This is a genomic window from Moraxella haemolytica, from assembly GCF_030177935.1.
Lineage (GTDB): Bacteria > Pseudomonadota > Gammaproteobacteria > Pseudomonadales > Moraxellaceae > Moraxella > Moraxella haemolytica.
The window spans coordinates 1,485,012-1,496,819 of record NZ_CP089974.1 but is presented as its reverse complement, the minus strand read 5'-3'; the positions used below and the strand labels follow the sequence as shown (position 1 = coordinate 1,496,819).

10 protein-coding genes are annotated in these 11,808 nt (G+C 42.6%); 8 read left to right on the top strand and 2 right to left on the bottom strand.

Annotated elements, in window-relative coordinates; genetic code table 11:
* Window positions 1-47 precede the first annotated feature (47 nt).
* Genes aroB through gloA form a run of 4 tightly spaced genes read left to right on the top strand, consistent with a single transcriptional unit; the run spans window position 48 to window position 3,385 of the window.
* Window positions 48-1,169, top strand: a complete 1,122-nt coding sequence (gene aroB, locus LU276_RS07150) for a 3-dehydroquinate synthase (protein WP_284674611.1) — start codon at window positions 48-50, stop codon at window positions 1,167-1,169.
* Window positions 1,170-1,212: 43 nt separating this feature from the next.
* The gene (locus LU276_RS07145) at window positions 1,213-2,151 is read left to right on the top strand and encodes a hypothetical protein (RefSeq protein ID WP_284673173.1); all 939 of its coding nucleotides are present in this window, start codon (window positions 1,213-1,215) and stop codon (window positions 2,149-2,151) included.
* 27 nt (window positions 2,152-2,178) lie between these two features.
* Window positions 2,179-2,802 (top strand): carbonic anhydrase, encoded by a 624-nt coding sequence (locus tag LU276_RS07140; protein ID WP_284673172.1) that lies wholly within the window; start codon window positions 2,179-2,181, stop codon window positions 2,800-2,802.
* 52 nt (window positions 2,803-2,854) lie between these two features.
* Complete coding sequence (gene gloA / locus LU276_RS07135) at window positions 2,855-3,385, top strand: lactoylglutathione lyase (RefSeq protein ID WP_284674610.1); 531 nt, start codon at window positions 2,855-2,857, stop codon at window positions 3,383-3,385.
* Window positions 3,386-3,573: 188 nt separating this feature from the next.
* Here the strand turns inward: gloA and LU276_RS07130 are convergent, their stop codons facing one another.
* Together LU276_RS07130 and LU276_RS07125 are read right to left on the bottom strand one after the other, a co-directional pair.
* Window positions 3,574-4,044, bottom strand: a complete 471-nt coding sequence (locus LU276_RS07130) for a Dps family protein (RefSeq protein ID WP_284673171.1) — start codon at window positions 4,042-4,044, stop codon at window positions 3,574-3,576.
* A gap of 263 nt (window positions 4,045-4,307) precedes the next feature.
* Window positions 4,308-4,961 (bottom strand): YcxB family protein, encoded by a 654-nt coding sequence (locus tag LU276_RS07125; protein ID WP_284673170.1) that lies wholly within the window; start codon window positions 4,959-4,961, stop codon window positions 4,308-4,310.
* A 269-nt stretch (window positions 4,962-5,230) separates the two neighbouring features.
* On the opposite strand from LU276_RS07125, the gene serS reads away from it, so the two are divergent.
* The 4 genes from serS to LU276_RS07105 all read left to right on the top strand — a co-directional run bounded on the left by serS (window position 5,231) and on the right by LU276_RS07105 (window position 11,774).
* Window positions 5,231-6,490 carry a serine--tRNA ligase gene (gene serS, locus LU276_RS07120; protein ID WP_284673169.1) on the top strand — a complete coding sequence of 420 codons (1,260 nt, stop codon included), beginning with the start codon at window positions 5,231-5,233 and terminating at the stop codon, window positions 6,488-6,490.
* Window positions 6,491-6,610: 120 nt separating this feature from the next.
* Window positions 6,611-8,611 carry a transketolase gene (gene tkt, locus LU276_RS07115; protein ID WP_284673168.1) on the top strand — a complete coding sequence of 667 codons (2,001 nt, stop codon included), beginning with the start codon at window positions 6,611-6,613 and terminating at the stop codon, window positions 8,609-8,611.
* 231 nt (window positions 8,612-8,842) lie between these two features.
* Window positions 8,843-10,702, top strand: a complete 1,860-nt coding sequence (locus tag LU276_RS07110; protein WP_284673167.1) for an AAA family ATPase — start codon at window positions 8,843-8,845, stop codon at window positions 10,700-10,702.
* Entirely contained in the window at window positions 10,695-11,774 is a 1,080-nt protein-coding gene (locus tag LU276_RS07105; protein WP_284673166.1) for a type I glyceraldehyde-3-phosphate dehydrogenase, read from the top strand. Before LU276_RS07110 ends, LU276_RS07105 begins: the two co-directional genes overlap by 8 nt.
* Window positions 11,775-11,808 lie beyond the last annotated feature (34 nt).

Genomic DNA, 11,808 nt, shown 5'->3' with positions numbered 1-11,808 from the left:
CCAATCAGCAACAAACCCATAACCCAAACCAATCACGCAGGTTTATGATGACAAATCATGATTTAATTGTACATACACAAAGCCACGATTACCCCATCTTTATTACCGCAAGCCAAAAAGATACCAATGGCGATTTGGATTTGGCAACACCCATCATGCCATTTATTAAATCCAAGCAGGTGCTTGTTGTTACCAACGATGTGGTTGCACCGTTTTATTTGGATAAATTGGTAGAAATATTGAGTGCAGCAAGTTATAAGGTGGCGACTTGCGTACTGCCAGATGGCGAACACCACAAAAACCAAGACAGCATTAATCATATCTACGATGTGTTGCTTGAGCATCACTTTGCTCGTGATTGTATGCTCATCGCATTGGGTGGTGGAGTGATTGGCGATATGGTTGGTTTTGCAGCGGCAAGTTTCATGCGTGGTGTGAATTTTATTCAAGTGCCAACCACGCTACTTGCTCAAGTTGATTCGTCAGTGGGTGGTAAGACAGGCATCAACCATGCTCGTGGTAAGAACATGATTGGGGCGTTTTGGCAGCCTGTGGCGGTGCTTGCAGACATGACTACTTTTGATACTTTGCCACCTAGAGAGTTTGCTGCAGGGCTTGCTGAGGTGGTGAAATATGCTTTGATTTTAGATGCAGAGTTTTTGACTTGGCTTGAGACTCACAGTGATGCCATCAATGCTCGTGATGGAAATATACTCATGCAGATGGTGCATCGCTGTTGTCAGTTTAAGGCAGATGTTGTCGCTGCTGATGAAAGAGAATCAGGACTTCGTGCGTTGCTAAACTTTGGGCATACTTTTGGGCATGTGATAGAGACGCATCAAGGCTATGGTGTTTGGTTGCATGGTGAGGCGGTGTCGGCAGGCATGATGCAAGCACTTGCCATGTCGTGTGAAATGGGGCTTGTTGATCATGCGTCTGTTAGCCGAGTAGCAAGATTGCTACATAAATTTCATCTGCCCATTAAGCCACCTGCGATAGAAGTAGCGACAGCTCTTGACTTGATGGGGCATGATAAAAAAGTGCAGGCGGGCAAAATGCGTTTGGTGTTGCTTGATGGCATAGGCAAGGGGTTTGTAACGGCGGATTTTGATGTGCAAAAATTGACCAAAGTTCTGACATCTATTGATGATTATTTATCAATCGGTTGAAATTTGCTACAATAATCAAAAAGCAATTTAAAAAGGTATGACTATGGCGACAACCGCCGCAATGAAAGAGAAGTATTTTCGTCGCCAAGCCTTATATTGGTTGGTTTTGGCAGGGACGATGTCGCTTGCTTGGTTCATCTTGTGGATTGCTAGCAGTGCACCGACTACCACCAGTACTGATGGTGGTGAGCAAGACAAGAGCCAAGCGGTAGAGATGCCTGCACATATTGAGACTTTGGGGGAATTAAACAAAGAAGTGCCACCCATTGACTTTTCAATTTTGGTGCGAGATTTGAGTGCTTATCCGACCGAATTTAAGGATAAGCATTATTTTAAAGGCAAAAAATACACCGTTCAGCTCATGGATGTCAGCCAAAATGAAATCATCACCAACTACCTAGACTTACGCCCAACTGATCGCAACCAGTTTGCTTATTTTCGCTATCTTGATGACAATCAAAATCCCAGATATATTCTAACTTATGGCAATTTTAATAGCGTTGAACTTGCTAATACCGCTGCTAAAACGGTAGATTTTGGACTGACAGGCAGTATCGCTTTGAGTGTTGTGCCAATGACAGACTACCTAAAAATCATTGATGACTATGAGCGTGGCGAGACGGTGCGAGATTTATCCATCCGCCAAGTTAGACAGGTGAGATTGCAAGTAACTCGCAATGAAATTCCTGTGCAGGACACCACCAGCACCGATGAGGAGCTTAACGAGGGTGATGAGCAATCACAAGAACAGACCATGCAGATTCAGCAGGCAGGTCAAGACGCCCAAACTGTCTTTGGTGTGCTACAGCTTGATGGCAAAGTCTCTAAATCAAAGACAGATGAATTAAAAGAGGGCAGGGCGTCTAAAAATGAGCCAAAGGTAGAAGAGTCGGCTTTAGAATCTAAAAGTGAGCAAAAAAATGAATCTAAGTCTGTACCAACACCCAATGTTAATACATCGCAAGTGCCTGGTAGTGAGTAATTTTGAATACGAATTACAAGGAAAATCATGAAAAATAGAGACGCCCAAACCGTCCTTGAGATGCTAAAAGCGGGCAATGAACGCTATGTGGCGAATCTTACCAGTACTGAGTTCTTACGCATTCCACCGCCTGAGCTTATTAAAGAACAATGCCCAAATGCCATCATCTTGGGCTGTTCGGATGCTCGTGTGCCTGTGGAAATTATCTTTGATCAAGGGCTTGGCGACTTATTTGTGATTCGTGTGGCAGGCAATGTGGTTGCCCCAAGTCAGATTGGCTCGATTGAGTTTGCTGCCGATAAATTTGGCACAGAGCTTGTGGTAGTGCTTGGTCATAGCCACTGTGGTGCGGTAACCGCTTGTGTGGAGGCATTGACCAATCCAGAGCAGTTTTATTCGCCCAACTTACAGTCCATTGTAGATAGAATTCGCCCCAGTGTGTATAACTTGCACGAGATAGCCACAGCAGGCGATGGCGAGATTGATATAGATGAGTTTATTGACCGTGCCGTGCGTGCCAATGTGCGTATGTCGGTAAGTCAGCTCAAACACGGCTCTCGTATTTTAGAGGATATGGTAAATGCAGGTCGATTGACCATCATTGGTGCAGAGTATGATGTTGCCACAGGCCGTGTTAATTTTTTTAGCTAAATGGTAAAACTTTAATTGATTGTTAAATGAAAAGTGAATGTAAGGAGATATGATGACAATTTCACAACCGACCCAATCTTTGAGTGCTACGGGTGTTAAAGATATTCCAGTGCAGTCTGAGGGTTTTGTTTATAACCACACCATGCTTCGCATTAAAGACCCTGTAAAATCACTGGAGTTTTATACAGGTGTGCTTGGCATGACGCTACTTCGCCATAGCCAGTTTCCTGATGCAAAGTTTGATTTGTATTTTTTGGCGAAATTAACCGAAGAAGAACGCAACAACCTGCCAAATGCAGAAAACCTAACCGCTTATGTTTCACGCCAACGCAGTATCTTGGAATTGACCCATAATTATGGCACAGAAGATGATGCCGAATTTAGCTATCATGATGGCAACAGCGACCCTCGTGGATTTGGACATATTTGTTTTAGTGTGCCAGATTTGACAGAAGCGGTAAAATGGTTTGATGACAATGAAGTGGTGTTTCAAAAACGCCCTGAAGATGGCAGCATGAAGGAGATTGCATTCATTAAAGACCCTGATGGCTATTGGATTGAGATTATTGAGCTAAAGTACTAATAAAACGAATGCTTGTATGAAGCTAGCAAAGCCAAAATTAGGCTCTTAAATCTAAGATTAGGTTTTAAACTTTTTGATTTGATTGCCCAACATACCAAAAAAATATCCCCAATTGCGGGGATATTTTTTATTGAAATATTAGGTGGTTTTACCCAATTGACTTAATCAATCGTTGGTTTAAGAAAGCATTAACCTAAGAAAGCATTATACATCCAAACCATCTTTTCTTGTTCTTGGATGTAGCCAGATACCAAATCCACAGAACCTTGATCGTTGGCTTCTTCAGCTATGGCAGCAACCTTGCGTTGTTCTTCAATTAGGGCTTGCAAGCCTTTGACCACGCCCTCTACGCAACCACGACCATTAAAGACGCTCTTATCTTCTTGGATAGATGATAATTGAGTAAAATCGCTATAAGCGTGCAAAGGGGTGCCACTTAGCGTTAGGATACGCTCAGCAATCTCGTCAATTTGTAGTTGTAGCTCAGTATATAGCTCTTCAAATTTTGGATGCAAGGTAAAAAAGTGCTCGCCTTTGACATTCCAGTGATAACCACGCACATTGATATAAAATACATGATAGCTAGACAATAGGTTGTTCAATGCCTTGATGACAGGAGTTAGTTCTGCTTTTTCAAGACCAATTTGAGTGGTGCTCATGATTTTCCTCACTTTGCTAAAGAATTTGAATAAAATACCTGCTGTTTATAGATATATCCTAACAAAATAATCAGATAAAGGCAATTGAATTATCACAACGCAATATTTTATTTTATCAATTTGTTTGGCGAGAATGATTTATTTTTTTAAATAAAAGATGGTAATTAAAGATAATAAAAGTCAATAAAAAACACCAGAGATATCCAGTGTTTTTATGAAGTTTAAAACTGTAAATTTAAAACCTATTAAGTACACAATGCCGGTTACAGCGGTTGGGTTAGTGATTCTAGCCCTTTTGGTTTGGTGTCGCTGAGGTGTTTGATGATGGTTTTGATGGGCAGACCTTGGGTTTCTAGGCGTTTTGGAATGATTTGACTGCCCTTTTGACCTTTCATTTCAAACATCATAAACACATAATCATCAGTCTCATCCCAACTACTAACTGCACTCCAAGGAATGACTGCTGATTGCATGGGGGCTGAACGCATCTGCATGCCACGCATTTGTGGGCTATTTATGACATCGCTGGGGGTAGGAATACTCATGATTAAGCCGTGCGACTGCACGCCAAGCTGTACCATTTCCATCTCTTTGGGCATCTGTGTGGTACTGACTTGTTTGTCGTATTCTCTTTTCATGTACCATTTTAGTCCAGCCGTGCGAGCCACCAAATACAATGCAACAAGTACCAACATCAGCCAAAAAATAATGGTTGAATAACCACTGACAAAAACAAGTCCAGCAATCGCTGCCACCAACACAATCGCCATGACAATCCATTCTTTGGTGCGGACGGATTTTAGGGTAAAATTGCTTGCACCTTTTTCAAATAGGGCAAGCTGAGCACCACGAAATTCGGCATCAGTCATGTTAAGGGTGATGGGTTTTAGGGTGTAAGGATAAAGAGCCTTGCTCATGATGTATTCCTAGTGCAAAATAATAGATAAAAATATTTGCTTATATTACCGATTTTATCTCAAAAAATAAACCACAAAACCAAAAAAACATCAAGTTGATGGATTTTTTATAAAAAATAGTCAAAATGCTGTAAATTTGCTGAAATGTGTCGGCTTTTTTGATATGATAAAGAAGTTTTTACTTTAAATGTATTGGTTGAATAACTTTACCGAATTGCTCGTTGGGCAATTTTGAGAATTTTTTTAAGATTTTTAAGATAAGGCAATCTATGTTAGACCCAAAATTACTTCGTGGCGATTTAACCGTTTTAAAACAAAAGCTTGCAACTCGTGGTTATGATTTGGATATTGATTTTTGGACAGATGTAGAAATCAAGCGTAAAGAGCTACAAGTTCGTACCGAAGAGCTACAGGCTCAAAAGAACGCAGGGGCAAAAAAGATTGGCGAATTAAAACGCAGTGGTGAAAATACTGACGAACTGCTTGCTCAAATGGAGAAAGTCAGTGATGAGATGAAGACTGCCGAAAATCAGCTAAAAGAATTGCAGGCGACCATCACCAATGCAAGCCTTGCCATTCCTAACTTACCTGATGACAGCGTGCCTGTTGGGGTTGATGAAGCAGACAATGTAGAGACTCGCAGATGGGGTACACCTCGTGTGTTTGATTTTGATATCAAAGACCATACCGATATTGGTGAGAGTTTAGGACAGCTTGATTTTGCATTGGCAAGCAAGCTTACAGGGGCAAGGTTTAGCACGCTAAAAGGTGGGCTAGCAAGACTGAATCGTGCCTTGATACAGTTTATGTTAGATACTCACATTGCCAAAGGCTATACTGAAATGTATGTGCCTTATATGGTAAATGCCGAGAGTCTCAAAGGGACAGGACAGTTGCCTAAATTTGAAGAAGATTTATTCAAAGTCTCTGACAGCTACTATATGATACCCACCAGTGAAGTGCCACTTACCAACACCGTGCGAGATGTCATACTTGCTCCAACTGATTTGCCAATGAAACTCACCGCTCACACACCATGCTTTCGTAGTGAAGCAGGGTCGGCAGGGCGTGATACTCGTGGGCTAATCCGTCAGCACCAATTTGAAAAAGTGGAGATGGTGCAGATTGTGCGTGCCAATACTTCCATGCAGGCTTTAGAAGAAATGACGGCACAAGCTGAGAGCATCTTGCAAGCATTGGAGCTACCGTATCGTGTGATGACACTGTGCACAGGTGATATGAGTTTTGGGGCAATTAAGACTTATGATATTGAAGTATGGTTGCCGTCTCAGGATACTTATCGTGAAATTAGTAGCTGTTCTAACTGTGGTGACTTTCAAGCTCGCCGTATGGGTGCAAGAATCAAAGATGGTAAGCAAACTGAGCTTGTACATACCCTAAACGGTTCAGGGCTTGCGGTGGGCAGAACCTTGCTTGCCATTTTAGAAAACCACCAAAACGCAGATGGCACAGTCAATATCCCCAAAGTGCTACAACCTTACATGGGTGGACTGCAAGTGCTTAAATAATGTTTTTAAAAAGCCGTTTAATCTTAGGATTGGGCGGTTTTTTCATTGGTAAGTTTCGCTCAATGGGGTGGAATGTGCTATAATAATTCAAATTTTACTTGTAAAACTTGGAAAAACGATATGCCAACCCCTTTAAACCAACGCCACAATGCCAACGCCATTCGTATTCTTGCTATGGACGCTGTCCAAAAAGCCAACTCAGGACACCCTGGTGCACCTATGGGCATGGCGGATATCGCTGATGTGGTATGGCGTGAATTCTTAAATCACAATCCTAAAAATGCCAAATGGCCAAACCGAGACCGTTTTGTTTTGTCAAATGGGCATGGCTCTATGTTGCTGTATGCTTTGTTGCATCTGACCGGCTATGATTTGACGATTGATGACATCAAAAATTTTCGCCAATTACACGCCAAAACTGCAGGGCATCCAGAGCATGGCTATGCTGATGGCGTTGAGACAACCACAGGTCCTTTGGGGCAGGGCATTGCTAATGCAGTGGGTTTTGCGTTGGCAGAAAAAACTTTGGCAGGGCAGTTTAATAAGTCTGATAATGCCATCATTAACCACTACACCTATTGTTTTTTGGGAGATGGTTGCCTGATGGAAGGTGTGTCGCATGAAGCCTGTTCGCTTGCTGGCACACTAGGGCTTGGCAAGTTGATCGCCTATTATGACGATAACGGCATTTCTATTGATGGTGAAGTGGGAGGCTGGTTTTCAGACGATACTGCCAAACGATTTGAGAGCTATAATTGGCAGGTTCTGCGTGTAGATGGTCATGATTCAGATGCCATTCGTGAAGCGACCATTCAAGCCAAAGCCGAAACCAATAAGCCTACCTTAATTATTTGTAAAACCGTCATCGGTCTGGGCAGTCCGAATAAGCAAGGCAAAGAAGACAGTCATGGAGCACCGCTTGGGGTTGATGAGATTGCACTGACTCGAGCAGAGTTGGGTTGGGGTAATGCCAATGCTTTTGAGATTCCTAATGAGATTTATGAAGCGTGGAATGCCTGCGATAAAGGCGAGCGTTTGGAGAGTGATTGGAATGCTCAATTTGCTGATTATCAAGCCAAATATCCTACTCAAGCAAGCGAGTTGATGCGTAGATTATCAGGCGAGTTACCAAGCGACTTTGTTATCAAAGCTGATGAATTTATCAAAGCATGCCAAGCCAAAGGTGAGACAATCGCCACTCGTAAGGCAAGCCAAAATGCCATCGGTGCATTTGCTCCATTACTACCAGAAGTTTTGGGTGGTTCGGCTGACTTGACGGGGTCTAACTTGACCTTGTGGAGCGGTGCTAAAGGTGTGCAAGAGCATATAGACGGTAACTATGTACATTATGGCGTGCGTGAATTTGGCATGACGGCTATTGCCAATGGCGTGGCTTTGCATGGCGGTTTTATTCCTTATACCGCCACATTCCTTATGTTCATGGAATATGCTCGTAATGCGGTACGTATGTCAGCACTGATGAAACAGCGTGTTATCAATGTCTATACCCACGACAGTATTGGTCTTGGCGAAGATGGTCCAACCCATCAGCCTGTGGAGCAGATTGCAAGTTTGCGTCAGACACCAAATCATTTTACTTGGAGACCTTGCGATGCGGTAGAAACTGCTGTGGCATGGAAAATTTCCCTGCAAACTGCCAATGCACCAACATCGCTCATCTTATCTCGTCAAAATCTAGCACACCAAGCTCGTACAGACGAACAACTCACCTTGATTGAAAAAGGAGCTTATGTACTAGTTAAAGAGAAGGGCGACCTACAAGCCATTATCATTGCCACAGGCTCTGAGGTGGATTTAGCAGTGCAAGCTCATCAGATTCTTGGTGAAAAAGGCATCGGCGTGCGTGTGGTGTCCATGCCATGTGCTGAGATTTTTGTTAAACAAGATAAAGACTATATTGAAAGCGTACTACCATCAGCAGTCCGTAGCCGTGTGGCGGTGGAGGCAGGCATTACTGATTATTGGTATAAATTTGTTGGGCTTGATGGCAAGGTCATCGGCATGACAACCTTTGGTGAATCTGCTCCTGCCAAAGATCTATTTGAGTACTTTGGTATCACCACCGATAAAGTAGTGGCGGCGGTAGAGAGTCTGATTTAATTGAGTGCTTGACTTAAATTGCACCAAATACGATGACATACTGTGAATGCAGTATGTCATTTTTAGTGTGACTAAATAAAACATGAAGATTGCTGTCAATTTGAATAAAAATTTTGCTAAAAATAGGTGCAAAACTATCCGCACCATCAAAAACTATGCTATGCTAGGGTGTTTGATTTTTTGTATTTCCAAATTATCGCACTTTTTATTTTTTTATCATTGCAAAACCACATGAAACAATCAACCGCATTAACAATCTTAAAAACAGGAAAAAATGTCTTTTTGACAGGGCAGGCAGGGGCTGGCAAGACCTATTTGCTTAATGAATACATCTGCTATTTGCGTGCACGCAACATTGAAGTGGCGGTAACAGCAAGCACAGGCATTGCCGCTACGCATATGAACGGCATGACCATACATTCATGGTCGGGCATGGGCATTAAAGATAGCTTTGATGTGGCTGACTTTACTCGCTTAAAGTCTCGCCAATCGGTTTGTGAGCGTATTGTGTCATCAAAGGTGCTGATTGTTGATGAAATTTCCATGCTTCATGCCAATCAGGTGGATTTGCTCAATGAGATTTTAAAAGTCATTCGTAAGAATGATTTGCCCTTTGGGGGAATGCAAGTGATTTTTTCGGGAGATTTTTTTCAGCTTCCCCCTGTTGGCAAAAAAGGCGAAAGTAATAAAGAAAAATTTGCTTTTATGGCCAAATCATGGGTAGCAGCAGAGCTTTTGGTGTGCTATCTAACCGAGCAACATCGTCAAGATGCCCAAGATGAATCAGCAAGATTTGGTATGTCACTGAACGACATTCTCAATCAGATTCGAGCTCAACAAGTCAGCAGTGATGCTATTAATATTTTGAAATCAGCACAGCATCACAGCATAGACATCAACCGCATTCGTCTATACACACACAACATCAATGTGGATCACATCAATGAAACCGAGCTTGCCAAACTAGATGGCAAATCCCATTGGTATGAAGGGAATACTTTTGGCGATAAAATACTGGTGGATAATCTAAAGCGAAGTGTAAGAGTCTCTGAAAACCTGCATCTAAAAATCGGTGCTAAGGTAATGTTTGTCAAAAACAACCCAAATAATGCCGTATTTAACGGCACAATGGGTGAGATTATGGATTTTGTATCGCCGAATGACTCGGTGTCTTTATCAAATGCTCAGCAGTTATATCCGCTAGTGCGTCTTAACAGTGGCAGAGAGGTGTTGGCTGAGCCTGAAGAATGGATAGTTGAGGATAAAGATGGGTTGGTCATCGCAAGCTACACCCAGATACCATTATGCCTTGCTTGGGCGATTACGATACATAAGTCGCAAGGCATGACTTTAGAGGCGGCGGAGATTGATTTATCTCGCACCTTTGAAGCAGGTCAAGGTTATGTAGCCTTGTCTCGACTGCGTTCTTTAGATGGGCTAAAACTGCTAGGCTTTAATCAAAAAAGCCTGCTGTTGGACGAATGGGTATTTCGAGTAGATAAGCGTTTTTGGGAAATTGCTGCCGAGCAAGAGGCGGAATTTTTGATGTTGGATAACAACACACTGGATAAACTGCACCTTGATTTTGTCATTGCTTGTCAAGGCATCACTTCAAAAGAGACGGTTTATCAGAATGAAATGCGTCTGCTTGAACAAAAAAAACAAGATGAAGAAAGAAAATATAGACGAGATAATGACCCTGCGTTTATAAAGATTGATGATAAAAATCTGGTACGAAAATCACAATTAAGTCAAACCTTGCAAGAGACTAAGGCACTGCTGGATAAGGGTCTTGGTATTGATGAAATTGCTCACAAAAGAAGTCTTGCCATCTCAACCATCATCAGGCATATTGACGAGCTGTATCGAAAAAATAGCGAGTTTGATTATGCCCACATTCGCCCAAGCAATCAAATCATCGCTGATGTACAAGTCGCTTATGATGCGATTGAATCTCAAGGTGGCTTTGATGAGGGGGTTTTGTTAAGCCCTATTGTGGAAGAATGGGGTGGTCGTTATGGTTATAATGAAGTGCGACTTGCTTTGATTTTTATTGATAAATCTGGTACTAAGGAGCTTGGCGATGCCTGAATCTGTGATAAAGTCGCCAAAACTTCGCTTGGCGATTAACGGCTTCGGTCGGATTGGTAGAAATGTCTTGCGAGCTTTTTTAAGACAAAGCGAGCGGTTTTCTCAGATTGAAATCGTGGCGATCAATGATATTGCTGATGGTGAGACGCTACTACATCTACTAAAGTTTGATTCGACACATGGTAGACTCTTGGCAATGGGTGTACAGGCGGACTTGATCGAGCAAGGTGGGCAATCCTTTTTTGGACTGCGTCATCAGGATAAGCATTGGCAAATTTTATTATTAAATGAAAGTAATCCCAACCATCTGCCGTGGGGCAGTCTAGGGGTTGATGTGGTGCTTGAATGTACAGGCTGTTTTCGTTCTTATGATGAAGCCAGTAGGCATCGTAAGGCAGGTGCTCATCAAGTCATCGTTGGGGCCGCACCCTTTGATAGGGTGGATGCTAGCATTGTGATGGGCGTGAATGAATCACTGCTTGGTCGTCATCTGCCCATCATCTCTGGCGTATCTTGTACCACACAGGCACTTGTACCGCTATTGTCAGTATTTGATGAGCAATTTGGTATTGATGCGGTGATGATGACCGAGATTCATGCAGTCACCGCCGACCAAAATGTGCTTGACCAAGCCCATAGGGATCTTAGGCGAGCACGCACCGCCAGTAACAATATCATTCCAACCACTTCAAGTAGTATCAATGCCACCGAACGAGTGTTGCCATTTTTAAAGGGGCGGATTAACGGACATTCCATCCGAGTACCAACCATCAATGTGGCTGCCATTGATGTGAATATCACTGTTGGGCAGGCTGTCAATGTGGAAACGGTGGCGGAGTTTTTAAGGCAGACCAGTCAAGACAGGCTTTTGGGTATCATGGGCTATACTGACGAGCCGTTGGTATCAAGTGATTTTATTGGCGATAATCATTCACTGGTCATTGATGGCGGTCAGCTCATGCAGGCAGGTAGGCAAATCAAGATTTTTGCATGGTATGATAATGAATGGGGCTATGCCAATAGATTGCTTGAGATATGTGCGATATTGGCAAAACATGAATGCTTAGATTGACAAGTTGGGCAGTTTGATACTGATTGTGCTAGAT

Coding starts and splice junctions, on each gene's coding strand:
- LU276_RS07105 (WP_284673166.1), top strand. CDS start 10,695: ATGCCTGAATCTGTGATAAAGTCGCCAAAACTTCGCTTGGCGATTAAC.
- aroB (WP_284674611.1), top strand. CDS start 48: ATGACAAATCATGATTTAATTGTACATACACAAAGCCACGATTACCCC.
- LU276_RS07130 (WP_284673171.1), bottom strand. CDS start 4,044: ATGAGCACCACTCAAATTGGTCTTGAAAAAGCAGAACTAACTCCTGTC.
- LU276_RS07125 (WP_284673170.1), bottom strand. CDS start 4,961: ATGAGCAAGGCTCTTTATCCTTACACCCTAAAACCCATCACCCTTAAC.
- serS (WP_284673169.1), top strand. CDS start 5,231: ATGTTAGACCCAAAATTACTTCGTGGCGATTTAACCGTTTTAAAACAA.
- LU276_RS07145 (WP_284673173.1), top strand. CDS start 1,213: ATGGCGACAACCGCCGCAATGAAAGAGAAGTATTTTCGTCGCCAAGCC.
- tkt (WP_284673168.1), top strand. CDS start 6,611: ATGCCAACCCCTTTAAACCAACGCCACAATGCCAACGCCATTCGTATT.
- gloA (WP_284674610.1), top strand. CDS start 2,855: ATGACAATTTCACAACCGACCCAATCTTTGAGTGCTACGGGTGTTAAA.
- LU276_RS07110 (WP_284673167.1), top strand. CDS start 8,843: ATGAAACAATCAACCGCATTAACAATCTTAAAAACAGGAAAAAATGTC.
- LU276_RS07140 (WP_284673172.1), top strand. CDS start 2,179: ATGAAAAATAGAGACGCCCAAACCGTCCTTGAGATGCTAAAAGCGGGC.